22 protein-coding genes are annotated in these 23,525 nt (G+C 47.9%); 19 read left to right on the forward strand and 3 right to left on the reverse strand.

Going from position 1 to position 23,525, the window contains the following annotated elements; all coding sequences use genetic code 11:
- Positions 1-155: 155 nt before the first annotated feature.
- The 9 genes from KGMB01110_RS09240 to KGMB01110_RS09280 all read left to right on the forward strand — a co-directional run bounded on the left by KGMB01110_RS09240 (position 156) and on the right by KGMB01110_RS09280 (position 8,789).
- The gene (locus KGMB01110_RS09240; protein WP_119298102.1) at positions 156-2,642 is read left to right on the forward strand and encodes an excinuclease ABC subunit UvrA; all 2,487 of its coding nucleotides are present in this window, start codon (positions 156-158) and stop codon (positions 2,640-2,642) included.
- 109 nt (positions 2,643-2,751) lie between these two features.
- The gene (locus KGMB01110_RS09245) at positions 2,752-3,261 is read left to right on the forward strand and encodes a hypothetical protein (RefSeq protein WP_119298103.1); all 510 of its coding nucleotides are present in this window, start codon (positions 2,752-2,754) and stop codon (positions 3,259-3,261) included.
- Positions 3,262-3,388: 127 nt separating this feature from the next.
- Positions 3,389-3,655: a YbaK/EbsC family protein gene (locus tag KGMB01110_RS09250; protein ID WP_243112753.1), complete on the forward strand. Its 267-nt coding sequence runs from the start codon at positions 3,389-3,391 to the stop codon at positions 3,653-3,655.
- Between the two features lie 173 nt (positions 3,656-3,828).
- Positions 3,829-4,539, forward strand: coding sequence for a LytR/AlgR family response regulator transcription factor (locus KGMB01110_RS09255; RefSeq protein WP_170141708.1), 711 nt, complete (start codon positions 3,829-3,831; stop codon positions 4,537-4,539).
- Position 4,540: 1 nt separating this feature from the next.
- Positions 4,541-5,983 (forward strand): sensor histidine kinase, encoded by a 1,443-nt coding sequence (locus tag KGMB01110_RS09260; RefSeq protein ID WP_117604003.1) that lies wholly within the window; start codon positions 4,541-4,543, stop codon positions 5,981-5,983.
- Between the two features lie 101 nt (positions 5,984-6,084).
- Complete coding sequence (locus KGMB01110_RS09265) at positions 6,085-6,759, forward strand: YoaK family protein (protein WP_243112755.1); 675 nt, start codon at positions 6,085-6,087, stop codon at positions 6,757-6,759.
- A gap of 128 nt (positions 6,760-6,887) precedes the next feature.
- Positions 6,888-7,553, forward strand: a complete 666-nt coding sequence (locus KGMB01110_RS09270) for a GDSL-type esterase/lipase family protein (protein ID WP_119298105.1) — start codon at positions 6,888-6,890, stop codon at positions 7,551-7,553.
- Positions 7,554-7,614: 61 nt separating this feature from the next.
- The gene (locus tag KGMB01110_RS09275; protein ID WP_243112756.1) at positions 7,615-8,466 is read left to right on the forward strand and encodes an AzlC family ABC transporter permease; all 852 of its coding nucleotides are present in this window, start codon (positions 7,615-7,617) and stop codon (positions 8,464-8,466) included.
- Positions 8,463-8,789 carry a branched-chain amino acid transporter permease gene (locus tag KGMB01110_RS09280; protein WP_117888648.1) on the forward strand — a complete coding sequence of 109 codons (327 nt, stop codon included), beginning with the start codon at positions 8,463-8,465 and terminating at the stop codon, positions 8,787-8,789. The genes KGMB01110_RS09275 and KGMB01110_RS09280 overlap by 4 nt, the downstream gene beginning before the upstream one ends.
- A gap of 10 nt (positions 8,790-8,799) precedes the next feature.
- On the opposite strand, the gene KGMB01110_RS09285 is transcribed toward KGMB01110_RS09280, so the two are convergent.
- The 3 genes from KGMB01110_RS09285 to KGMB01110_RS09295 all read right to left on the reverse strand — a co-directional run bounded on the left by KGMB01110_RS09285 (position 8,800) and on the right by KGMB01110_RS09295 (position 12,209).
- Complete coding sequence (locus KGMB01110_RS09285) at positions 8,800-10,179, reverse strand: aldehyde dehydrogenase (RefSeq protein WP_119298106.1); 1,380 nt, start codon at positions 10,177-10,179, stop codon at positions 8,800-8,802.
- 61 nt (positions 10,180-10,240) lie between these two features.
- Positions 10,241-11,449 carry an iron-containing alcohol dehydrogenase gene (locus KGMB01110_RS09290; RefSeq protein ID WP_119298107.1) on the reverse strand — a complete coding sequence of 403 codons (1,209 nt, stop codon included), beginning with the start codon at positions 11,447-11,449 and terminating at the stop codon, positions 10,241-10,243.
- A gap of 313 nt (positions 11,450-11,762) precedes the next feature.
- Entirely contained in the window at positions 11,763-12,209 is a 447-nt protein-coding gene (locus tag KGMB01110_RS09295; RefSeq protein ID WP_117888645.1) for a MarR family winged helix-turn-helix transcriptional regulator, read from the reverse strand.
- A 293-nt stretch (positions 12,210-12,502) separates the two neighbouring features.
- Here KGMB01110_RS09295 and cobK point away from each other — a divergent pair, with 293 nt between their 5' ends.
- The 10 genes from cobK to KGMB01110_RS09345 all read left to right on the forward strand — a co-directional run bounded on the left by cobK (position 12,503) and on the right by KGMB01110_RS09345 (position 23,460).
- A complete protein-coding gene (gene cobK, locus KGMB01110_RS15615) occupies positions 12,503-14,320 on the forward strand; it encodes a precorrin-6A reductase (RefSeq protein ID WP_119298108.1) in 1,818 nt (605 codons plus the stop codon).
- Between the two features lie 107 nt (positions 14,321-14,427).
- Positions 14,428-15,252 carry a sirohydrochlorin cobaltochelatase gene (locus KGMB01110_RS09305; protein ID WP_243112757.1) on the forward strand — a complete coding sequence of 275 codons (825 nt, stop codon included), beginning with the start codon at positions 14,428-14,430 and terminating at the stop codon, positions 15,250-15,252.
- A gap of 108 nt (positions 15,253-15,360) precedes the next feature.
- Positions 15,361-16,551 (forward strand): cobalt-precorrin-5B (C(1))-methyltransferase CbiD, encoded by a 1,191-nt coding sequence (cbiD, locus tag KGMB01110_RS09310; RefSeq protein ID WP_119298109.1) that lies wholly within the window; start codon positions 15,361-15,363, stop codon positions 16,549-16,551.
- Positions 16,548-17,300 carry a precorrin-2 C(20)-methyltransferase gene (cobI, locus tag KGMB01110_RS09315; RefSeq protein ID WP_119298110.1) on the forward strand — a complete coding sequence of 251 codons (753 nt, stop codon included), beginning with the start codon at positions 16,548-16,550 and terminating at the stop codon, positions 17,298-17,300. Before cbiD ends, cobI begins: the two co-directional genes overlap by 4 nt.
- Positions 17,294-18,055 (forward strand): precorrin-4 C(11)-methyltransferase, encoded by a 762-nt coding sequence (gene cobM, locus KGMB01110_RS09320; RefSeq protein ID WP_117888641.1) that lies wholly within the window; start codon positions 17,294-17,296, stop codon positions 18,053-18,055. The genes cobI and cobM overlap by 7 nt, the downstream gene beginning before the upstream one ends.
- A gap of 50 nt (positions 18,056-18,105) precedes the next feature.
- Positions 18,106-18,846, forward strand: coding sequence for a precorrin-3B C(17)-methyltransferase (cobJ, locus tag KGMB01110_RS09325; protein ID WP_243112758.1), 741 nt, complete (start codon positions 18,106-18,108; stop codon positions 18,844-18,846).
- Positions 18,839-20,140: a precorrin-6y C5,15-methyltransferase (decarboxylating) subunit CbiE gene (gene cbiE, locus KGMB01110_RS09330; RefSeq protein ID WP_243112759.1), complete on the forward strand. Its 1,302-nt coding sequence runs from the start codon at positions 18,839-18,841 to the stop codon at positions 20,138-20,140. Before cobJ ends, cbiE begins: the two co-directional genes overlap by 8 nt.
- A 26-nt stretch (positions 20,141-20,166) precedes the next feature.
- Positions 20,167-21,579 carry a cobyrinate a,c-diamide synthase gene (locus KGMB01110_RS15380; protein WP_119299151.1) on the forward strand — a complete coding sequence of 471 codons (1,413 nt, stop codon included), beginning with the start codon at positions 20,167-20,169 and terminating at the stop codon, positions 21,577-21,579.
- A 1-nt stretch (position 21,580) separates the two neighbouring features.
- Positions 21,581-22,696, forward strand: coding sequence for a nicotinate-nucleotide--dimethylbenzimidazole phosphoribosyltransferase (cobT, locus tag KGMB01110_RS15385; RefSeq protein WP_243112760.1), 1,116 nt, complete (start codon positions 21,581-21,583; stop codon positions 22,694-22,696).
- Positions 22,693-23,460, forward strand: coding sequence for an adenosylcobinamide-GDP ribazoletransferase (locus KGMB01110_RS09345; RefSeq protein ID WP_119298111.1), 768 nt, complete (start codon positions 22,693-22,695; stop codon positions 23,458-23,460). Before cobT ends, KGMB01110_RS09345 begins: the two co-directional genes overlap by 4 nt.
- The last annotated feature ends 65 nt before the right edge of the window (positions 23,461-23,525 follow it).

Consider the following 23,525-nt stretch of genomic DNA (forward strand, 5'->3'; position numbering starts at 1 on the left):
GTCTGCCGTTTTGTTGTGAGGGATACAGTGGCGTTGTTCTGTTAAAGGGCAGTTTTTTGCCTGATGAAAGAACATTGAAACCCCGCCAGGACCGTTTTATAATAGAGAGGAATCCTGCGTAAGCAGGAGCAACCCGTGAAAGGAAATTCTGAAAGATGATACCGAAGAAGATAAAAATCAAAGGTGCGAAAGTACACAATTTAAAAAATATAGATGTGGAGGTCCCGTTAAATGAAATTGTAGGGATTGCCGGAGTGTCCGGTTCCGGGAAATCTTCTCTGGCTTTGGGGGTTCTGTATGCGGAAGGCTCCAGACGATACCTGGAATCTTTATCCACTTATACCAGAAGACGAATGACCGGAGCGGCAAAAGCGCAGGTGGATGAAATCCTGTATGCCCCGGCGGCACTGGCACTGCATCAGCGACCTGGAGTCCCGGGAATCCGCAGTACCTTTGGAACAGGGACGGAGTTGTTAAACAGTCTAAGATTGATGTTTTCCAGGCTGGCAAGTCATCGATGTCCAAACGGACATATGGTCCCGCCGACGCTGGCCGTGGCGGCAGAGCAGGACATTTTTTGTCCGGTCTGCAATGCAAAAGTGGAACCGCCCAGTGCGGAAGAACTGGCATTTAACAGTCAGGGGGCCTGCCCGAGGTGCGGGGGAACCGGAATGATCCGCACGGTGGATGAGCAGACGTTGGTTCCGGATGAATCCTTAAGTATCGATGAGGGAGCCGTGCGTCCCTGGCAAACGTTGATGTGGTCCTTGATGAAGGATATTGCCAGAGATCTTGGGGTGCGGACGGATGTGCCCTTTCGGGAATTGACGCCAAAGGAGCGGAAAATCGTATTTCACGGACCGGCGGTGAAGAAGCACATGATTTATCAGAATCAGACCAGTGGTGCAGCGGGCGAGATGGATTTTACCTATTTTAATGCAACGTACACCGTGGAAAATGCATTGTCTAAGGTGAAAGATGAAAAAGGAATGAAGCGGGTCGAAAAGTTTCTGAAAGAAGAGGTCTGCCCGGAGTGCGGAGGCAGCAGACTGTCGGAGAAAGCGAGACGACCGAAGATTCGGGGAATCGGACTGGATGAAGTGTGTAAGATGACACTTTCTGCTCTACGAAACTGGGTGGAAGAGGTTCCGGTTTCTCTGCCGAAGGAAATGCGGCCGATGGCAGAAGCCATTTGTGAATCTTTCCAGGTAGCAGCGAAGCGGCTGATGGATCTTGGTCTGGGTTATCTGACCTTAGATCGTGCGGCTTCTACCCTTTCTACCGGGGAACGACAGAGAATGCAGCTTGCCAGAGCTGTGCGGAACCGAACGACGGGGGTAATGTACGTCCTGGATGAACCGTCGATCGGACTGCATCCCTCGAATATAGAAGGACTGAATGCCGTGATGCATGACCTGGTGGCAGACGGAAACTCTGTGATTCTGATAGATCATGCCCCACAGATTCTGTCGGAATCGGATTGGATTATTGAGATGGGCCCGAAAGCAGGAAGCAAGGGAGGCCAGGTGATTGCCGAGGGAACGGTGGCAGAGATTGCAAAAAATCCGGTTTCGATGATCGGTCCATTTTTGTCAGGAGAATCGGATCCACGACAGCGTGAACGCATCGACAAGGAGGAAATGTTCCAAAAAGGAGTGATCCGGATGTCTACCGGGTCCATTCATACAGTAAAACCTTTGGAAGTCGTGATTCCGAAGGGCAGGCTTACCGTTGTGACGGGAGTGTCAGGCTCTGGAAAAACCACATTGGTACTGGAGAGTCTGATCCCGGCTTTGGAAGCGAAAATTCATGAAACCACCCTCCCAGAGCATGTAAAGGCGGTGGAGGCAGAGGGAATCTCTCAGGTGAAATTAATTGATGCCACACCCATTGGAATCAACGTGCGCTCCACAGTCGCGACCTATTCAAATGTCCATGATGAACTTCGGAAAGTTTTTGCAAAGACAGAACAGGCAAAAGAAAAAGGATATAAAGCGGGAGCTTTTTCCTACAATACGGGAAGTCTTCGGTGTCCGATCTGCGACGGAACCGGTCAGATCAGTCTGGATGTACAGTTTTTGCCGGATGTGGATGTCCCGTGCCCGGAATGTAATGGTTCCAGATATGGAAAAGAGGCTGGAAAGATTTTCTATCGGGACAAAAAGGGACAAGAGTATTCCCTTCCGCAACTGATGCAGATGGAAATCAGTACGGCGCTTTCTGTTTGTGACGGATGGAAGAGTGTACAGAGAAAATTACAGGTCTTACAGGATCTGGGACTTGGCTATCTGACGCTGGGAGAAGAGACCCCAAGTCTGTCAGGTGGCGAGGCACAGCGGTTGAAGCTGGCAAGTGAAATGGGAAAAGGACAGGAAGAATCTGTCTTTATCTTTGACGAACCGACCATCGGGCTACATCCGCTGGACGTGCAGACTTTGATGAAAGTGTTTCAGACACTGGTGGATCAGGGAGCGACCGTTCTGGTGATTGAGCATGATTTGGATGTGATGAGAAATGCGGACTATATCATTGACATGGGGCCGGGAGGCGGCGAAGCCGGAGGACGGATCGTTGCGTCCGGAACACCGGAAGAAATCGCGGCAAATCCGGACAGTGTAACCGGAAAATATCTGGGAGGATAGATTCCGTCATGTTTGATAGAAAGATCATAATAGTGAGACCATAAAAGCAAGACCACTAGAGTGACGAGGATATCTTTGAACGGATAAGAAGGAATAGGAGGAGAGAACAATGGGTGGAATCAGTGTGTTGGTACTACTGGGATTTTTGTCGGGACTATATATGCTATTTATTGCCGTGTTTTTTGTGGCAGTCCTTTATCTGATTATAAACTATGTATTTGAGGCATTGGCCGTGCTGGGGATGAGAGAAAGCAGAGGAGATCGTGCACCGGCTTTGGCATGGATTCCTATCTATAATAAATATCTGTTGGGGGAGATCGCGGGAAAGAAAGTCCTGGGAGTGTTTTCAGGGATCTTCACCCTGGTAATGATCGGAACCGGCGCTTACTGTTACAGAACCCTGACGATGGATCGTCTGATCTTCGGGACATTTCTGGTGAGTGCAATCCTTGGATTTATCCTGGATCTGGTGATCGCTTATAGACTCTATAAAAATGTGGTACCGAAGTGGAAGGATGTGCTGCTTCTGCTGAGCATTTTGTCCGGTGGACTGTTACGCCCGGTGATTTTATTTGGCCTGAGAAAGAAAGGGACGGAGACAGACAAGAAAATGGGATAATCGGATCCCTGTCCCAGACAAAACGTGACAGAAAACATGCGACTTGAAAGGAGAATATGCAACATGAAGAAAGCAGAAATTTATCAGTACCTGACGGGCAAAGGCATTTCCTATGAGGTGACAGAACATGGCGCCGTTTATAATATGGAATCTCTCCTTTGCATTGCCGGATGATCTGATGGCAATCATGGGGCTGATTCCGGGAGCAGTCACGCCGCTTGGGCTGTTAAATGATGAAGAAAAAAAGGTAATCTTTTATCTGGATCAGGAACTCGAAGACAGTCTGATCGGCGTACATCCAAACGACAATACTGCAACGGTCTGGATGCAGTCGAAGGATCTGATGATGCTGTTGAAAGAACATGGAACAGAAGTACATGTGGTGGAAATATAATTCCGGGAAACTGTGGTGATTGTAGTCAGAGGAGTTCAAGTAGAGAACTTCGGGAGGGTTTCTTGTGTTCAGAAGTCCTTTTTGTTATGATAACTGTAAAGAGTTTTAAGAAGATATTCTTAAAAACAGTGGGAAGTTTTGGAAAAGACAGGTTGCAGAAGGGTGGCAAAACTATGAGGATAATACTGGTAGACGATGACAAGAAAGAACTGGAGACGCTTCGCACCTGTCTGCAGGATTTGATTGGAACCTCGTTGGAGATCACCGAATATTGCAGTGGAGAAGAATTTCTGGCGGCATGGGGAAAAAGTAACTGTGATCTGATCATTCTGGATATTTATATGAAAGAACTGACCGGGATCGATGTGGCAAGGAAAATCCGTGAAAAGGACGAAAACGTCCGTCTGGTATTCGGGACGACCAGCAATGACTTCGCAGCGGAGAGTTATGAGGTACATGCCTGTGATTATTTGCGCAAACCATTTACCAGAGAATCCGTCGGGAAAATGTTGGATCGATTGAATCTGGAAGAAATGGATCGGGCGCGTTCCATCAGTCTTCCGGATGGGCAGATGATCCTGCTGCGGGATATCATTTATATCGACGTGGATTCCCATCGTCTGACAATCCATTCCAAAAAGGCGGGAGACTATGTGACCCGTCTGCCTTTCGGAGAAATGGAAAAACTGTTGGAAGGATACCCCTATTTCTACAGTCCGTCCAGGGGTGTGGTGGTAAATTTCTATGAAGTATCCGATCAGAAGGAAGATGTGTTTGTGATGTCGGATGGAACCTGGATTCCGATTAGCCGGAGAAAAGCAAAAGAGACCCTGGAAAAATATTCGGCATTTTGCTTTCAGTTGATCCGGGAAGGAGGGGTGTGAGATGCCTCCTTTATATCGAGTCGCAGAGGTCTGCCTGTATTCTCTGCTGAATTTTGTTCCATTCATGGGACTTGCCCTTTATCCTTTCCAAAACAGACTGCGTTTTTCGAAAAAAGTGACAGCCGGTATGATTCTGGTGCTGACGCTTCTGCAGTTGTTTCTTGGCAATTTGGCGGCATTCGGAAAAGAAGGAAATGGTGCGTTTTTGAGTGCGCTCAGTTCTTTGATCTATGCCATATTTTATCTGACAGCAGTGAAGATGCCGGTAGGGAAAACACTGTTTACGCTGTTGATGATCTCTAATCTGGCAAATTTTCTGGTGGTTTCTTCGAAATGTATCGAAGGGCAGATTTTTCCGGAACTGGCAAGACAGTCGTACCGGTGGTCCTATTCGCTGATCTTTTTTCTTGTACAACTGGTATTCTGGCTTCCATTATTTATTTATATCAAACAGATCTATACGCCGGCGGTAGAAAAGGAACCATCGGGAAGAGAGTGGAGCTATCTCTGGCTGATCCCGGGAACTTTTTACCTGATCTGGTATGATACGATTTATGCCAATGAAAATCTGTCCAGTCTGGAAATCGCACTTCGTCCCAAGAATGCGATCTGCCTGTTCTTTATCAACGCAGGTGCCTGTCTGATCTATTACATTGTATCGGAACTGGTACTTGAGCAGAGAAAGACATTGGAACTGCAGCAAAAAAATTATCAATTGTCGATGCAGGCATTTCAATATGACAATCTTCAGAATAAGATTACGGAAGCACGCCGGGCAAGACATGATGTGCGACACCATGTTTTGTTGATGCAGACCTATTTACAGGAGAAAAATTACGAGGCGTTGGAAGAATATCTACAACATTATCAGCGAGAAATTCCGGGCGGGGAGCTCATTTCCTATTGTGAAAATGCGGCGGTCAATGCTGTCCTTCTCTATTTTGCACAGGAGGCACAAAGAAGGGGAATAGAGTTTGAGGTGCGGGTGAATCTTCCGCGAGAAACAGGAATGGAAGAAACAGACCTTTCTGTGTTGTTTGGAAATCTTCTGGAAAATGCACTGGATGCCTGTGAGACGGAGCAGAAGGCTCTGTGGGAACGAAAAAAAGTACAGAGTGGAACAACAAGTATGCAGGATACAGAAAATGTGCAGAAAGAAGGAACAGATGAACAGATCATGCAGTTCGAGCAGAATCGGCAGAGAGTCAAAGTCGTTATAAATGCAAGTCAAAGGGGACAGGCTCTTTGTGTGACGGTGGACAATACATTTTGGGGAAAATTGCGAAAAGACCGGGAAGGAAGATTGTTGTCGACCAAACATCGTGGAAATGGAATGGGTACGGAATCGGTGAAAGCAATTGCAGAAAAATATCATGGCGTTTGCAGGTTTGAGGCAATAGATGGGATGTTCTGTGCATCATTTATGGGATTCCCGGGTGATTGATAGGACAAAACCATCTTTCTCTATTCCGAAAAAGGTTGTGTCGTATTCGGTAAAGTGATAGAATAAATGGCGAAAAATGCAAAAATTGGGAAGTGAATGAAATGAAAGTAAAATGGAGTAACTCAGACCGGCAAATGTCAGAAGCATTTATTACCTGTGTGTTTCTGGCACTTTCGGGAGGATTTCAGGATGCATATACCTATTTCGTGCGGGATGGAGTCTTTTCCAATGCGCAGACCGGAAATGTGGTATTGATGAGTCAGAGCTTCTTTACCGGAGACTGGGGAAGAGGGCTTCGATACCTGTTCCCGCTTCTGGCGTTTATTGCAGGAGTTTTTGTGGCAGAGAAAGTACAGGGAAGATTCAAGTATGCAAAGAAAATTCACTGGAGACAGGGAATTCTGATCGGAGAGATTCTGATCCTTCTGGTAGTCAGCTTTATTCCGGAGTCATTGAATACGGTGGCAACAGCGCTGGTTTCCTTTTCCTGCGCGATGCAGGTTCAGGCCTTTCGTAAGGTAAATGGATATTCTTATGCAAGTACCATGTGTATCGGAAATATAAGAAGCGGTACAGCCGCGCTTTCCGCCTATCACAGGGAACACAAATCGGAGCAGTTGAAACAGGGATTATACTATATCGGGATTATTTTCTTCTTTGCGATCGGAGCCGGAATCGGCGGCAATCTGTCCATGAGATTTGGAATCCCGGCGATTCGGATTTCCGCAGGGCTGTTGCTGGTAAGTCTTCTGCTGATGTTTATTGAGAAAGAATAGACATCTGATAACAAAACACAGAAAACCTATTGACAAAGTAGGATAACCGCATTAATATATATTTCATACCAAGTAACTAGGAAAAGAGAACGCGAAAGGCATGAAATAAAGAAAGTATTGGTGAAGATATGAAAACAATTCTGTGTTTTGGAGATTCAAATACATATGGATACATTCCGGATGGAAGTGGACGGTTTCCGATCGAAGTGAGATGGACTGGCAGACTGCAGAGCGCACTGGGCGATTCAGCCCGGGTGATCGAGGAAGGACTTTGCGGAAGGACGACCATTTTCCCGGATAAGGTGCGTGACGGTCGGAGAGGAATCGATATGATCGGAACGCTGGTAGAATCCCATTACCCGGTGGATCTGCTGGTGGTGATGTTGGGAACAAATGACTGCAAAAGTGCTTATCACGCGACGGCAGAGCAGATTACAGAAGGCGTTTGCCGGGTCATTGAGCGTGCGAAAGAACATGCACCGGAATCAATGAAAGTGCTTCTGATCTCACCGATTCATCTGGGGAAAGGTGTAGGAAAGGACGGATTTGATCCGGAGTTCAATGAAAATTCGGAAAATGTAGCAAAGAATCTGGCAGAGCAGTATCAAAATCTGGCAGAGAAAGAAGGCTATGCATTTTTAAATGCGGCGAAATACGCAGACCCGAGTGAAACAGATCGGGAACATTTAGATCAGTCTGGTCATCAGAAACTAGGAATAGCCATTGAAAGAAAGATTCGAGAGATTTTAGCAGAGGAAGAGTCTGTCACGGAAGTAGGAAAACAGGTGGCGTGAAGAATCACTTGGGGAAATGGGAAAATAGTACAAGAATGAGTACCTGGGAAAGTGACAGAGAATGAAAAATGGAATGTCGGAGAAAAAAGGGAAAACATTGAGAGAAAAAAAGAGAATTCAAAAAGCAGAGGTGCGTTATGCAATGCTCAAAACGTCACCTGTGCTTTTTAGTTATTTATTTTTAAGTATTGCATTTGGAATTTTAATGCAGGAAACAGGAGTATCGGCGTTGTGGGCGGTTCTGGCAAGTCTTTTGGTTTACACCGGGGCGTTTCAGTTTGTTTTAGTTTCCTTTATCAGTAGTGGGGCGAGTTCTCTGACGGTAGCGTTGACAGCGTTGGCGATCAACAGTCGTCATATTTTTTATGGGGTAAGCTTTGTGGAAACATTTCGGGAAATGAAAAAGCGGTATCCATATATGATTTTTTCATTGACCGATGAGACGTATGCTCTGAGTTGTTCGCTGGAAACTCCGGAGGGAATGGATCGGAAAAATCTGTTGTTTCTGATTGCAATCTCTTGTCATGGGTATTGGGTGTTCGGTACTTTTTTAGGGGCGCTGATCGGTCGGTACATTCCATTTGATTTTACTGGGGTTGATTTCTGTATGACGGCAATGTTTGTGACGATTTTTCTGGATCAGTGGAAACAGGCCAAGTCCCATATTCCGGCAGTGGCAGGCTTGTTTTCTTCGATATTGTTCCTGATCTTGCTGGGAAAAAGACGGTTTATTTTACCAGCATTGTGTCTGGCGACAGCGATAATGCTGGCGTTTCGGACGAAGGTAGAAGCAAAAGAAAAGACAGAAAGTGCGTCCGGTGAAGCGCATGGGAGCGAGGATACAGGCGAACTTGCAGGAAATGCTGAAAAAGAACGCACAAAAGAGTGCGTAGAGGAAGGAGCGGGAGTATGACAGAGCAGAGAATGTTGGCAATGATCCTGATTTCGATGGCTGTGACGTACAGTCTTCGAGCCTTTCCGTTTTTGCTTCTGGGCAAGAAAGGGGAAATGTCTCCGGTGATTTCTTATCTGGGGAAAATGCTGCCCTATGCGGTGATGGCAGCACTGGTGGTTTATTGCCTGAAAGATTTAAGAGAAGGTCTGACACCGGAAGCAATTTGCATGATACCGGCGGTTCTGGTGGTGACAGCGGTTCATTTGTGGAAAAGAAATACCGTTCTCAGCATTTTCGTGGGAACGGTATGTTATATGGTTCTGATCCGAGTATTCGCGTAATATCTGCACATCACTTCAGGAAGAAATGGATCAGACGATCATTCAGTTTTCGATATGGCTGGTATCTCATAGGCAGATCCAGCCATGTTTTTTTATCTACAATGCTTTTGTAGTGAGTAAAGGTGTCAAATCCGTCTTTTCCGTGGTAAGCTCCCATACCGGAAGCACCAAATCCACCGAATCCCATTTCACTGGTGGCAAGATGGATGATCGTATCGTTGATGCAACCGCCGCCGAATCCGCAGGAAGCCGTTACTTTTTCTGCAAGTGCACGATCCGGGGTGAACAGATAGAGAGCAAGCGGATGTGGCATGGTCTGGAGATTGCGGATGGCTTCCTCCAGAGAGTCAAAGGTCAGAACCGGAAGAACCGGCCCGAAAATCTCTTCCTGCATGACCGGATCAGCGAAGGTTACATTATCAAGAATCGTAGGTGCAATCTGCAGAGTGTGAGAGTCACTTGATCCACCGCAGAAAATCTTGTCCGGCTGAATCAGTCCGCGAATCCGGTCAAAATGTTTTTGATTAATGATTTTTCCGTAATCCGGATTTTGCAGAGGATCTTTGCCGAATTGTTTCTGAATCTGGCGGTTGATTTCTTTTAACAGTCGGTCTTTGATCTGACGATCACAGTAAATGTAGTCTGGGGCAACACAGGTCTGTCCACAGTTCAAAAATTTGCCGAAGACGATCCGTTTGGCTGCGAGTCGGATGTTTGCGCTTTTTTCGACGATACAGGGACTCTTTCCACCCAGTTCCAAAGTAACGGGGGTCAGATGTTCGCTGGCCTGCCGCATGACTTCTTTCCCGACAGCCTGACTTCCGGTAAAGAAAATATAGTCAAAATGTTGTTTCAGAAGACTGGTGTTTTCTGCACGGCCGCCATTTACCACGGCCACATATTTTTCAGGAAAGCACTGAGATAAAAGGTCTGCAATCAGTGCGCTGGTAGCCGGAGAGTAAGCACTTGGCTTTATGATGGCGGTATTTCCCGCTGCCAGAGCATCGACCAGAGGATCCAGAGTCAGAAGAAACGGGTAGTTCCATGGACTCATGATCAGTGTAACTCCGTAAGGCGAAGGTTTTTTATAGCTGCGGGAATGAAATTGAGCCAGAGGTGTGGGAACCCGTCTCTCTCTGGAATATTTCCGGATATGTTTTAACATATAAGAAATCTCGCTTAAAACCAGACCGGTTTCACACATATAAGATTCGAATCCGCTCTTGCCCAGATCCTTTTGGATAGCCTGCTGGATCGGGATTTCATTTTTCAGGATCACGGCCTGAAGTTTCTTTAAAGCATGGATGCGAAAGTCGATATTTAATGTGGCGTTGGTCAAAAAGTACTGACGCTGTAAGGCGACAAGTTCATGGATCTGTGTTTCGTTCATAAGAACCTCCTGTTCCGGTATCATTTACATTGCTTGGTGACAGTTGCACCGTTGTTTCATTTTAGGATGCGGGTTCCATCAGTTTTTCGTAGAACATTTCCAGTTCTTCCGCATTCATCAGAACCGGAACCGGATAAAGTGGATTGGCTTCCTTATCAGCATAGTGAGCCAGTTTTGGAATATCCTCTTCACGGATTTCAGGAACGGTGTCAGGAATATCAAATTTCTGTTTCAGCTCCTGAATGGCAGAAATAAACTGTTGTGCGGCAACTTCCGGTTCGGTATCTTCTGAGGCAAGGTGAGCAGCGACTGCCAGGTCTTTTAATTTGGACCAGATGACGCTTCCGTAAGCTTCCAGGACAAACGGCAGAAGGATCGCATTTGCAAGTCCATGAGGTACATTATACTCTCCGCCAAGAGAATGTGCCACTGCATGCACATAACCAACATAAGATTTGGTAAATGCACAGCCGGCATAATAGGAAGCATGCAACATATTTCTTCGGGCATCGATATTTTGCCCGTCTTCGTAAACTGTTTCAATGTTTTCAAAAATCAGTTGAACCGCCATCAGAGCATCTTTCCGTGTAGCCGGAGTCGTGGAACGTCCGATGTAGGCTTCCACGGCGTGAGTCAGAGCATCCATTCCTGTAGTTGCGGTAATAAAAGGTGGCAGACTTAAGGTGACCTTTGGATCGAGTACTGCGATTCGCGGAATCAGTGGGAAATCATTGATCGCATATTTATGACGCGTTTGTGCGTCTGTGATCACAGCCGCCAGAGTAGTCTCGCTTCCGGTTCCGGCAGTAGTTGGGACGGCCATTAAAAGAGGAAGTCGGTGATGTACTTTCAGAATTCCCTTCATTTTGGCAAGAGACTGCTTCGGTTTGGCAACGCGCGCGCCGACGGCCTTGGCACAGTCCATACTGGATCCGCCACCGAAACCGAGGATACAGTCACAGAAATGTTCATAGTACAGATCCAGAGCATCCGATACATTTTCCGTAGTCGGATTGGCACAGGTCTGGTCATAGATCGTATAGGAAATGCCGGAATCTCTCAGTGCGTTTTCCAGACGTCTGGTCAGACCGAGGGCGGCAATCCCCGGATCCGTGATGATCAGAACGTGATGACATTTTTTCTTGCGGATGATGTCGGGAAGAGAGCGGACACTTCCGACAATCTTTGGCTTCCGGTAAGGAAGAAAAGGGAGGGCGAGTTTCATGCCCAGTTGAAAAGTGCGGCAGTAAAGTTTTTTTATGATATTCATGATGTTCCTCGTTTCTTTTGATTTTCTGTAGGTATTACGTTCCCGAAACCAGTGCCATTTTGCGGTGGTTCTTTCGGCGATTGTTTCTATCGCTCCGTCACACGGGACATTCCGGTAAGCCTAAGGTCTTGCCTCCATCGTGCGAAAAGTCGCGCTAAAACAGCCGCCGAAAAAGAATCGATTGCGCCAGAAGTCAGCACCAACGGTTCCGGAAACGTATGTTCCGTTTCATGAAGAAACAGGAGCTCGGCGAGGCTTTTATTGCGGAACGATGATTTTCGGATTGGGCGATGTATTATCCGCGAAGAGAAATTCATTCGCCGTTACAAAATTCTTCCAGATTCTCCCCGATTTGCAGCAACACCCGATAAAACACAGCCCGCTGTGAATCACTGATTCCCTGACTGGCCGCTTCCACCGCCTGAAGAATCCGCTGATTGATCTGGAGCGACTGTGCTTGCCCCTCTTCCGTGAGTACAGCGCGACTTCGGTATTTTTTGCCGCCGGAAGAAGGAAGATATTGAATGAGACTGCGATGTTCCAGATCCGTCAGGATCCGGGAAATGCCGGCCTTATTTTCTTCACATTTCCGACAGAGCTCAGCGGCACTCAGACCATCAGGATACAGGCTGAGATAGTGAAGACACATGACGTGGGTACTTTTCAGTCCGAAAGACTCCATACTCTGTTTTTTGATCTTCTGTATATTTTTATAGATCCGTGAGACTCCGAGAGTCAGTTGTTCAAAACGTTCGATCATCCTATTTGTCTCCTGAAAAATATAAATGTTGATTAATCAACTTCTTGGTTAGAATATAGCAGTTGAGAAAGATCTTGTCAAGGATATTCTAGGCAGAAACTGGTGACTATGATAAAATAAAGGATAAAGTTTTTCTGTGAAAATTGCAGCGGAAAAAGTTATCGTATTGCTGTAAGAGAAACGTTACAGTAAAAAGAAGGCCACAATATAAGGAAAGTCACAGTAAAAAGAAGGTCACCATATAAAGAAAATCACAGTAAATTAAGAGAAACGTCTAAGAAGGAACTCACAAAATGAAGAAGTGGATGATTTTTAGTTTTACAGAAAAAGGAAGCGAATGGAATAAAACACTCCTGGACTGGAGAATCAGTCTGGGGGATTCCTGCAAGGGATATACCGTATCACGCTATGCAAAAAAATACGGTCTGGCGGAACTTCCAGCAGATTGGAAAGATGAGATCGGAAAAGGCTGGGGTGAGACGATATACATGTTTATCGGGGCGACAGGGATTGCGATCCGAGCGGTTGCTCCTTTTGTGAAGGATAAATTTAAGGATTCACCGGTGCTTTCCATAGATGAAAAGGGGCAGTTTATTTTGCCGCTTTTGTCCGGTCATATTGGAGGAGCAGTGGAGCTGGCAAAGGAAATCGGGAAATACATATCAGCGCAGCCGGTGATTACGACGGCAACGGATGTGGAAAATGTATTTGCTGTGGATGTCTATGCAAAGAAGAAAGGCTTATGTCTGGATGACCGGGAGAAAGCCAGAGAAATTTCGGCAATGGCATTGGATGGAACGCTGGATTTGAAGACGCAGGTGAAGGAAGTCGATACGTTTCCTCCGATGGAACTTCGGGAAAAAGACTGTATTTACCTTGCTCCGAAAAATATTTACGTGGGGATTGGGTGTAAGAAAGGAATCCTCGGAGAACATTTGCGGAAAATGCTTCACAAAGTTTTGGATCGCTTGGATTTAAAAGAAGTTCAAATCTGTGAGATTGGAAGCATTGACCTGAAAGCGGAGGAACCGGGGATTCTGGAGTTGAAACGAGAACTTGGTGTGCCGTTTCGGACATTTTCTGCCGGAGAATTAAGCCGGGTGGAAACAGTGAGTCAGGGATCGGATTTTGTAAAAAAAGTGACCGGAGTCGATAATGTGTGTGAACGGGCGGCAAAACTTCTGTGCCCAAATGGAGACATGTTGCAGCCGAAGATGGCTATGGAAGGATGTACGTTTGCAATTGTGCAAGACAGTAAGCCGGCAGGAAGCAAGACGGCAGCAAAAGCTCAGAAATTCGAAGGGCTAAAGGAGGAAGAAAAGACGACATTCATAAAGATCCTGATTTTTTCCGGAACCACAGAAGGAAGGGAACTGGTGGAATTTCTGGCGGATTATCCGGTACAGGTTTATGCCAGCGTGGCAACTGATTATGGAAAAGAGTGCATGAAACCACAGGAAAATCTGACGGTTCTGACCGGACGTATGGACGAGCCGGATATCTGTGATTTCCTGAAAAAAGTGCATCCGGACCTAGTAATTGATGCGACCCATCCATTTGCCAGAGTGGTGACAGAAAATATTAAAGCAGCATGTGCGGAAACAAAAATGGATTACCTGCGGTGCATGAGAGATGGAGGCGAAAACAAACACACAGAGAAACCGAAGTCGGAAAGTTTTATCGTGGGATCGGTACAGGAAGCCGCAGATTTTCTGGCGCAGACAAAGGGAAAGATTTTGATTACCACCGGCAGCAAGGAACTTGCCTGCTATCAAAGCATTCCGGATTATAAAGAACGGTGTTATGCCCGGGTGCTGTCCACGGAACAGGCAGTGAAAGACAGCCACAGGCTCGGATTCGAAGGGGCACATCTGATTGCGATGCAGGGACCGTTTTCGGTGGAAATGAATGTGGCAACTCTGAAACTCACACAGGCAGAATGGTTTGTGACAAAAGAATCCGGGAAAAATGGCGGCTATGAGGAAAAAGTCAGAGCAGCACAGGATGCCGGAGTACATCTTGTGGTTGTCGGACGGCCGGAAGAAACAGGGGAGTCCTTAGAACAGGTAAAAGAGATTCTGAAAGACCGGTTTGGAGATGTTGAGAGATAGAAAAGACTGTGCTAAGATAAAAGCCGTTAAGAGAACCTGACAGATGGAGCAAACAGGGCAAGTAAAAGTGACGGGAAACAGTCGAACAGACGTGAAGAAATAAAAAAATGGACAAGAAAAAGAATCCGGAAAGGAAGAAATCGGAGATGGATAAACGGGGAATTTTAATGGTCAGCTTTGGAACCAGCCATTTGGACACGATGGCAAAAACCATTGAAGTGCTGGAAAAAGAAGTGGCAGAGCAGTATCCGGAAAATCCGGTGTATCGTGCATTTACCAGTCAGATGGTTCTGACAAAATTAAAAGAACAAGGGCTGGAATTTGATAACATGGAACAGGCACTTTTGCGGATGAAAGAAGACGGAATTCGGGAACTTGTGGTGCAGCCGACCCACATTATTGCGGGAATCGAGTATGAGAAAATGTTGGAGCAGTTAAAAATGTATCGCCTGGAATTTTCTGAAATTCGAGTCGGAAGACCGCTGATGGATCAGGCCGGGGATTATAAAGAAGCGGTGGAAGCGGTGCTGGCAGAAGAACGGGATACGATCGGGAGCAAAGATACGGCATTGCTCCTGATGGGACATGGAACCAGCCACAGAGCCACAGCAGTATATCCAACTCTGGAATACACCTTTCATTTGATGGGATATTCCAATGTTTATGTGGGAACCGTGGAGGGCTATCCGGAACTGGAAGACCTGGAAAAAAGGATTCGTGAGAAACCGTATAAAAAGGTATGTCTGCGTCCGTTTTTGCTGGTGGCAGGCGACCATGCCAAAAACGATATGGCAGGAGAAAAAGAATCCTGGAAGAACTATTTTGAAGAAAAAGGATATGAAGTGGAAACAAAAATCCGGGGCTTAGGAGAATGTGAGGGTATTCGCCGGATGTTCTATCAACATTTGAAAGAAGCAACGGAACTTGAGTGAAGCAACCGGAAAGCTGACCGAAGTCAGGATCCAAAGCCGGAAAAGGAAGTAAGAAACCAACAGAAATAAGAACTTCGAAGAAGCAGAAACAGGAGGCGTAAGGTCAGGATGGAAAAGCAGGATCTCGGAACAGTCTGGAAAGATCAGAAACAACTGCGCAGAGGGTATACCACCGGAAGCTGCAGTGCAGCGGCTGCAAAAGCGGCGGCAGGGATGTTGCTGGGCAAAGAAGAACTGAAAACAGTCAGCCTGAAAACGCCGGCGGGTCTGATTCTGTATCTGGAAGTGGAAGAGATCCAACGGACGGCAGCTTCTGTGAGCTGTGCAATCCGTAAAGACAGCGGGGATGATCCGGATGTGACCAACGGAGCGTTGGTTTTTGCGACCGTTAGTACAGATAAGGCAGAGTTTTTGAAAGAAAAAGATAAGACCTGGTTTGAAGACGAAAGAGGTCTGTATCTGACTGGCGGAGAAGGTGTGGGCCGGGTGACCAGAAAAGGTCTGGAACAAAAGCCGGGGCAGGCGGCCATCAACCGGGTTCCGAGAGACATGATTTTTTCGGCGGTGGCAGAGCAAAAAGAGCGGTATCATTTTCACGAACCGCTTTATATAGAAATTTCTGTGCCGAAGGGAGCAGAAATCGCGGAGAGAACATTTAACCCGAGATTAGGAATCGAAGGTGGCATTTCCATTCTCGGAACCTCGGGAATCGTGGAGCCGATGAGTGAAAAGGCGCTGCTCGATACCATTTTGCTGGAAATGAAAATGCTGCGGGACAGCGGGCACAGATATTGTTATGTTGTTCCGGGCAATTATGGCAGTGATTTTCTGACAGAGCAGTTAGGCTATGATCCGGCGATGGCGGTAAAATGTTCCAATTATATCGGCGATACGCTGGATCTGGCGGTACAGCTTGGTATGGAGGGAATTCTCCTGGTCGGTCATATCGGCAAACTGGTGAAGGTGGCTGCCGGAGTGATGAATACCCATTCCAGACAGGCGGACTGCCGGATGGAAGTGCTGGCGTCGCATGGAGCGATGGCGGGACTGGGGCAGGAGCAGGTGAAGAAAATCATGAACTGTATTACCACCACCGAGGCACTGGAGATTTTAAGAGAAGCCGGAGTATTGGAAGATGTGATGGTATCTGTGATGGGAAAAATGGAGCAGGCGCTGATCCATCGCGCAGGAAAGCAACTGAAACTGGGCGTGATCATGTTCTCTGAGGGGGAGATCCTGGGAAAAGCAGGAAAGGTCACGGAAATTCTGGAAGAAATAAAAAGGGAAGAAAGCAGATGAAAGGAACATTTTATGCAGTGGGAGTAGGACCGGGAGATCCGGAACTTCTGACGATGAAGGCAATCCGAACGATCCGGGAATGTCCGGTGCTGGCAGTGCCCATATCCGATCCTGAATGTGGACAACCAATCTGGAACCGATTTGCAAAGGAAGAGAGATGGCTGGAAAAATGTGCAGCCTATCAGATTTTGACGGGCGCAGATCTGGATGTGACAGAAAAAGAGATGCTCTATCTGCCGATGCCGATGATTCGGGAGAAAGAACGGCTCAGAGAGAATCATGACCGGTGTGCAAAACAGGTGATGGAGATTCTGGATGTGGGGCTGGATATCGCCTGTGTGACGCTGGGGGATCCTTCGATTTATGCAACCACTTCTTATATAAAAGTCAGGCTGGAGCAGAATGGATACAGAACGGCGTTGATTCCGGGGGTTCCGTCTTTTTGTGCGGCGGCAGCAGGCTTGAATGTGACGCTGGCAGAGAATAGGGAAGAAATTCACATCCTTCCGGCGTCCTATGACATTGAAAAGAGCCTGTCTCTTTCCGGAACCAGGATTCTGATGAAGACGGCCAGCCGGACAGCGCAGGTTCGGGAGGCTCTTGAAAAAAGAGGAATGGACGTTTTGATGGCGGAGAATTGCGGGATGGAACAGGAACAATTTTACCACAGTGTAAAAGAAATTCCGGATAAGACCAGTTATTATTCTCTGTATATTGTGAAGGAACCGAAGGAGGAAACAAAATGGTAATCTTTGTGGGTGCAGGTCCGGGAGCGGAAGATCTGATCACGGTTCGGGGACAGAAATATCTGCAGCAGGCGGATCAGATCATTTATGCCGGTTCTCTGGTGAATCCGGCACTGCTCGATATGAAAAAAGAAACGGCAATTGTAAAAAATAGTGCATATATGACGTTAGAAGAAGTGATTCAGGCAATCTGCGAGGAAGAGGAAAAAGGCGGTCTGACCGTAAGACTTCATACCGGTGATCCCTGTCTTTACGGTGCAATCCGGGAGCAGATGGATGAACTGGATGCACGGGGGATTTCCTATGAGGTATGCCCCGGTGTCAGTTCTTTTAGCGGAGCGGCGGCTGCATTGCAGGCAGAATACACCCTTCCGTCGATCTCCCAGTCTGTCGTGATCACCAGAATGGCAGGACGGACGCCTGTACCGGAGCGGGAAAGTATCCGTGCATTTGCAGCACATGGTGCGACGATGGTTATTTTCCTCAGTGCGGGGATGTTGCCGAAATTGCAGGAAGAACTTTTGCTTGGCGGTTATACGGAAGATACACCGGCGGCGCTTGTCTATAAGGCAACCTGGCCGGAAGAAAAGGTCTGCAACTGCACCGTCGGAACTCTGGCAAAGACAGGTGCGGATCATCAGATTTCCAAGACAGCGCTGATCGTTGTGGGAAATGTGCTGGGAGAGAGTTACGAACGTTCGCTTTTATACCATCCGGAATTTGAAACGGAATATCGCAGGAAAAAGGGAAACGTGTAAACTGTGAAAAAGTGAAACAACGGAATATCGCAGGAAAAGGGAGAACGAAAATGCAAGAAGAGAAAATGGTATCCGTTATCGGGATCGGGCCGGGTGGAAAACAGTGGCTGACCCAGGAAGCGGAAGAGGCGATCCGCCGGAGTGATCTGGTGGTGGGCTATACGGTGTACGTGGAACTGGTGCGGGCATATTTTCCGGAAAAAGAATATCTGACGACTCCGATGAAGCAGGAAGCAAAACGGTGTGAGATGGCACTTGCGGAGGCAAACGAAGGCAAACAAGTGGCTATGGTATGCAGCGGAGATGCCGGAGTCTATGGCATGGCAGGTCTGATGCTGGAGCTGGGAACTTCTTATCCGAACGTGGAAATCCGAATCTGCCCGGGAATTACTGCAGCACTGGCAGGCGGAGCGGTGCTGGGTGCGCCTTTGACTCACGATTTTGCGGTGATCAGTTTAAGTGATCTGCTGACGCCGAAGGAGAAAATAGAAAAACGGCTGAAAGCGGCGGCAATGGCGGATTTTGTGATCTGTCTTTACAATCCTTCCAGCAAAAAGAGAAAAGATTATCTGGCGTGGGCCTGCGGGTGTATGATGGAGTATAAAAAGAAGGAAACCGTCTGCGGCATTGTGCGAAATATCGGAAGAGAGGGGCAGGAGTCGAAGATCCTGACACTGGAAGAATTGCAGCACACGCAGGTAGATATGTTTTCCACGGTGTTTGTGGGAAATGAAGAGACCAGAGAGATTGACGGGAAAATGGTGACACCCAGGGGGTATCGAAATGTGTGAAATGCGTCAAGTGACTCGTGCCAGCCGGCAGATCGGGCTCATCGGAATCGGGATGGGAACCGAAGAAATGCTGACAGAATCAGCGAGAACATTTCTTGCAGACAGTGACTGCGTGATCGGAGCAAAGCGGATGGTCGAACCATTTCGAAAAGCCGGGCAGGACGGAGCAGAGCATGGAACTGACAGAGTCTGGATCGAAGAATATCGAAAGGAAGCCATTGTGCAGATCCTGAAAGAGCATCCGGAATATCGCAAGGTGGCGGTACTGTTCTCCGGAGACTGCGGATTTTACAGCGGAGCAAAAGGTCTGAATCACCTGTTGGAAGAAAGCGGCGAATGGGTGAAAGACGAGCATGGAGCATATGAGGTCCAGTGGTTCCCGGGGATTTCTTCCTTACAGTATTTTTGTGCGAAGATCCACAAAAGCTGGGAGGATGCAAAGATCATAAGCCTTCACGGGACCGAGGAAAATGCAATCGATGCGATCCTGTACCGAAAGAAAATATTTTTGCTTCTGGGAGACACGAAACGATCCGATGCCTTGTGTGAGAAGCTGCAATATTATCAGATAACAGAAGGAACCATCTGGATCGGAAAAAATCTGTCCTATCCGGAGGAAACCATAGAAAAGAAATCCTTAAAGGATCTGGAAAAAGAAGATTTACAGGGTCTGTGTGTGGCGCTGATTGAACGGAAACATCCGTTGGTGCGTCGGACAGGAAGCATTGCGGATGAAGAATTTATCCGGGGAAAGGTTCCCATGACGAAATCGGAGGTGCGAAGTCTGTGCCTTGCCAAATTAAATCTTCCGGAGGACGGGATTTTGTATGATATCGGGGCGGGAACGGGCTCTGTTTCCGTGGAAGCGGCGGTAAAGGGCGGAAACCGTAAAATTTATGCCATTGAGCAAAATCCGGAAGGCGTGGAACTGATCCGGCAAAATGCCAGAAAATTTTATGCGGATCAGATCAGGATTATAGAAGGAAAGGCACCGGAGGTGCTGAAAGATCTGGAAGCACCAACCCATGCATTTGTCGGCGGAAGTTCCGGAAATCTCCGGGAAATCCTGAATTGTTTAAAAGGAAAAAATCCACAGGTAAAGATTGTGATGACCTGCATTTCTCTGAAAACTCTGTCAGAGGTTCTGGAATTGATGGCGGAAAATGTGCTGGTGGATACGGAAGTGTTGCAGATCGCAGTCTCAAAAGCAAAGCAGGTGGGAGTTCACCCGATGATGATGGGACAAAATCCGATCTATCTGATTTCGGGAAATCTGGAAACGAGCCGAAGTTGAAAAGCAGAATGAAGGGAGAGTCCGGAATGGAGAAGAAAGCAATCATGATTGCCGCGGGGCACAGCGGAAGCGGGAAGACCATAGCGTCCTGTGCGCTGATGGCAGCAATGAAGGAGCGGGGGCTGACCGTGGCAGCGGCAAAATGCGGGCCGGATTATATTGATCCCATGTTCCACCGGGAAGTGGTGGGTGTGGCTTCTGAAAATCTGGATCTCTTTTTTCAGGAAGAGGCAGCCTTAAGAGGTCGGTTTGAGCAGCGGTGCAAAGAAGCAGACCTTACGGTGGTGGAAGGTGTCATGGGCTATTATGACGGGATGTCGCTTTCCAGTTGGAAGGGCAGTTCTTATGATGTGGCACGAGGGTTGGATCTTCCGGTTCTCTTTGTGATGCCGTGTCGTGGAATGGCTCTTTCCGCGGTGGCATCCCTGATAGGATATCTGGAATTTCAGAAAGGCAGCCGAATCAAAGGAATTCTGTTGAATCGGATTTCGGCAGGATTGTACCCCCGCATGAAGGAACTTTTGGAACAGGAATTAAAGGCACGGGGATATGAAATCTCCGTGGTGGGATATTTGCCGGATGATCCGGTCTTCTCTCTGGAGAGCAGACATCTGGGGCTGAAAACGCCGGAGGAACTGGAGCAGAAACAGGGAAGGCTGAAGGAACAGTTGAAAGCTGCCGGAGAATTGCTTGCAGAGACGGTGGATCTGGAGAAAGTACTGGAACTTGCAAAAGGGATGGAAAACGGCGAGAACAAAGAGCGCGAAGGAAAACGTGAAAAGAAAGAGGAACGTGCCGGGACGGCAGGAATTGCAAGGGTACGTCCGGTGATCGCGGTGGCGAAAGATCCCGCCTTTCAGTTCTATTATCCGGAAAATCTGGAAGTGATCGAACAATGTGGTGGGAAACCTGTGGAGTTCAGCCCGCTGTATGATGAAACGCTCCCGGAAGGGGCGAAAGGTCTTATCCTGGGTGGTGGTTATCCGGAACTGTATGCGGAAGAGTTAAGTGCCAACACGGTGATGCGTCTGGAGATTCAGAAGGCGATACGGGAAGGAATGCCTTGTCTGGCAGAGTGCGGAGGGTTCCTGTATCTTCAGGAAGAACTGGAAGATGTGAATGGAAAAATTTATCCGATGGCAGGCGTGATCCGGGGCGTGGGATATCCCCAGAGGAAACTGACCCGGTTTGGGTATCTGACCCTGACGGTGGAAGAAGATACCTTATATCTGAAAAAAGGGGAACAGATCCGGGGACACGAATTCCATTACTGGGAAACCACAGACAATGGGGATGCGGCGATTGCTACTAAACCGGACCAGAGCAGAAGTTGGGCCTGTGTGCATGCAGAGAACCGACTGTTTGCAGGATTTCCACATCTGGCTTACAGTTCCTGTCCGGAGATGATCCGCCGGTTTATCGAAGAAGCAGGGAAATGATATGGGGATTGGGAACAACTGGCGAGAAAAAGCAAAGTACAGAGGAAGCGAAGAAAACATGGAGTTGACGGAATTACAGAAACAGATCACAGAGCCGGACAGAGAGTGTGAAGCGCGTGCAGAAAAACACTGGATGCAGCTTGCAAAACCGTTGTCGGGGCTTGGGAAATTTGAAACGATGGTGACACAGATTGCAGGGATCCAGCGGACGGAACAGATCCGGCTTCACAAAAAAGCATTGCTGGTATTTTGTGCGGACAATGGGGTGGTGGAAGAAGGGGTGACTCAGACCGGGCAGGATGTGACGGCAGTGGTTGCCGGCAATTTCTTAAAAGGAGAGACCACCGCCTGCAAAATGGCTCAGATTGCGGGCGTGGATCTGTTTCCCATCGATATCGGAATGATCCGGGACGTGGAAGGTGTGAGCCGACCGGAGGATAAGGTGGCTTACGGTACCAAAAATATGGCAAAAGAACCGGCTATGACGAGGAAAGAGGCGTGGAATGCGATTGAGACAGGGATCCGAAAGGCAAAGGAACGCAAAGCCGAGGGCTATCAGATCCTTCTGACCGGGGAGATGGGCATCGGAAATACCACCGCTGCCAGTGCGATCACCGCAGTGATGCTGAATCGTCCGGTGGAACAGGTAACCGGCCGGGGCGCAGGCCTGACGGGCGAAGGCGTTCGGCGAAAGGTTCAGGCCATCCAGAGGGCGGTGGAGATAAATCAGCCGGACCGCAGAGAACCGCTGGATGTACTGGCAAAAGTCGGAAGTCTGGATATCGCAGGAATGTGCGGAGCCATGCTGGGGGCAGCTCTCATGCAGATGCCGGTGGTACTGGACGGGGCATTGTCTATGACAGCGGCACTTCTGGCAGTGGCGCTGGTGCCGGCGTGCAGATCTTATCTGATCGCTTCGCATGTTTCAAAAGAACCGTCCTGTCAGCTTTTGAAAGAATCCTTATATCTGGATCCGGTGCTGAATGCGGACATGAATCTGGGCGAGGGAACCGGAGCGGTGGCGTTGATGCCGCTTCTGGACATGGCAGCAAAGGTCTATTTTGAAATGCCCACCTTTGAAGGCATTGAGATTAAACCATATGAGGTGTTGAAATGAAACTGATACAGGCGTTTATCATCGCGATATCTATGTATTCCAAAATTCCCATGCCGCGGGTAGAATGGACAGAAGAATCGATGCGGTATGCTTTCTGTTTCTTTCCGGTAGTCGGAGGAATCATCGGGATCCTTCAGGTGCTGGCAGGAGGCGTGCTTCTGACCAAAGGAAACAGCATCCTCTTTTTCAGTTGTATCATGACGTTGATCCCGATCTGGATCACGGGCGGCATCCATCTGGACGGATTTGTGGATACGGTAGATGCGATTTCTTCTTATGGGGAGAAAGAAAAAAGACTGGAAATCCTGAAAGACCCACACATCGGTGCGTTTGCGGCCATCGGGCTTGGCAGTCTTCTGATTCTGCAGCTTGGATGCTGGAGTCTGGTGGAGAAGCCTATGCTTCCGGTGATCGGATTTGGCTATGTGCTGTCCCGGGCGTTGAGTGCATTGTCGGTGATGCTGTTTCCACCGGCAAAGAAAGAGGGACTGGCACGAACCTTTCGGGACAATGCGGATGCCGGGAAAAAAAGAACGATAGGAGTCCTGGTTCTCTGGACCATCGCAGGTGTGGCTGGTATGTGGAATACCGGAGGCAGTGCCGGAATCCTTGCGGCAGCGACTGCCTTTGCAATCTGGGGCTATTATAAATGGTTCAGTCAACGGACATTTGGGGGCGTCAGCGGTGATCAGGCAGGCTATTTTCTGGTACTTTGCGAGACGGGAATCCTGATTGGAACGATTCTGGGATTTTGGATAGTTTGACAAGTTCGGCTGGGGAAGCTGAATGAAATTTGTTGAAAGGAAAGCACCCGGTAAAATCCTGGTAA

It is taken from the genome of Mediterraneibacter butyricigenes (assembly GCF_003574295.1).
In the GTDB taxonomy this organism is placed as follows: domain Bacteria; phylum Bacillota; class Clostridia; order Lachnospirales; family Lachnospiraceae; genus Mediterraneibacter_A; species Mediterraneibacter_A butyricigenes.

Excerpts from the sequence above, each read along its gene's own strand:
- KGMB01110_RS09240 (WP_119298102.1), top strand. The coding sequence starts at position 156 with ATGATACCGAAGAAGATAAAAATCAAAGGTGCGAAAGTACACAATTTA.
- KGMB01110_RS09245 (WP_119298103.1), top strand. The coding sequence starts at position 2,752 with ATGGGTGGAATCAGTGTGTTGGTACTACTGGGATTTTTGTCGGGACTA.
- KGMB01110_RS09250 (WP_243112753.1), top strand. The coding sequence starts at position 3,389 with ATGGCGCCGTTTATAATATGGAATCTCTCCTTTGCATTGCCGGATGAT.
- KGMB01110_RS09255 (WP_170141708.1), top strand. The coding sequence starts at position 3,829 with ATGAGGATAATACTGGTAGACGATGACAAGAAAGAACTGGAGACGCTT.
- KGMB01110_RS09260 (WP_117604003.1), top strand. The coding sequence starts at position 4,541 with ATGCCTCCTTTATATCGAGTCGCAGAGGTCTGCCTGTATTCTCTGCTG.
- KGMB01110_RS09265 (WP_243112755.1), top strand. The coding sequence starts at position 6,085 with ATGAAAGTAAAATGGAGTAACTCAGACCGGCAAATGTCAGAAGCATTT.
- KGMB01110_RS09270 (WP_119298105.1), top strand. The coding sequence starts at position 6,888 with ATGAAAACAATTCTGTGTTTTGGAGATTCAAATACATATGGATACATT.
- KGMB01110_RS09275 (WP_243112756.1), top strand. The coding sequence starts at position 7,615 with ATGAAAAATGGAATGTCGGAGAAAAAAGGGAAAACATTGAGAGAAAAA.
- KGMB01110_RS09280 (WP_117888648.1), top strand. The coding sequence starts at position 8,463 with ATGACAGAGCAGAGAATGTTGGCAATGATCCTGATTTCGATGGCTGTG.
- KGMB01110_RS09285 (WP_119298106.1), bottom strand. The coding sequence starts at position 10,179 with ATGAACGAAACACAGATCCATGAACTTGTCGCCTTACAGCGTCAGTAC.
- KGMB01110_RS09290 (WP_119298107.1), bottom strand. The coding sequence starts at position 11,449 with ATGAATATCATAAAAAAACTTTACTGCCGCACTTTTCAACTGGGCATG.
- KGMB01110_RS09295 (WP_117888645.1), bottom strand. The coding sequence starts at position 12,209 with ATGATCGAACGTTTTGAACAACTGACTCTCGGAGTCTCACGGATCTAT.
- cobK (WP_119298108.1), top strand. The coding sequence starts at position 12,503 with ATGAAGAAGTGGATGATTTTTAGTTTTACAGAAAAAGGAAGCGAATGG.
- KGMB01110_RS09305 (WP_243112757.1), top strand. The coding sequence starts at position 14,428 with ATGGACAAGAAAAAGAATCCGGAAAGGAAGAAATCGGAGATGGATAAA.
- cbiD (WP_119298109.1), top strand. The coding sequence starts at position 15,361 with ATGGAAAAGCAGGATCTCGGAACAGTCTGGAAAGATCAGAAACAACTG.
- cobI (WP_119298110.1), top strand. The coding sequence starts at position 16,548 with ATGAAAGGAACATTTTATGCAGTGGGAGTAGGACCGGGAGATCCGGAA.
- cobM (WP_117888641.1), top strand. The coding sequence starts at position 17,294 with ATGGTAATCTTTGTGGGTGCAGGTCCGGGAGCGGAAGATCTGATCACG.
- cobJ (WP_243112758.1), top strand. The coding sequence starts at position 18,106 with ATGCAAGAAGAGAAAATGGTATCCGTTATCGGGATCGGGCCGGGTGGA.
- cbiE (WP_243112759.1), top strand. The coding sequence starts at position 18,839 with ATGTGTGAAATGCGTCAAGTGACTCGTGCCAGCCGGCAGATCGGGCTC.
- KGMB01110_RS15380 (WP_119299151.1), top strand. The coding sequence starts at position 20,167 with ATGGAGAAGAAAGCAATCATGATTGCCGCGGGGCACAGCGGAAGCGGG.
- cobT (WP_243112760.1), top strand. The coding sequence starts at position 21,581 with ATGGGGATTGGGAACAACTGGCGAGAAAAAGCAAAGTACAGAGGAAGC.
- KGMB01110_RS09345 (WP_119298111.1), top strand. The coding sequence starts at position 22,693 with ATGAAACTGATACAGGCGTTTATCATCGCGATATCTATGTATTCCAAA.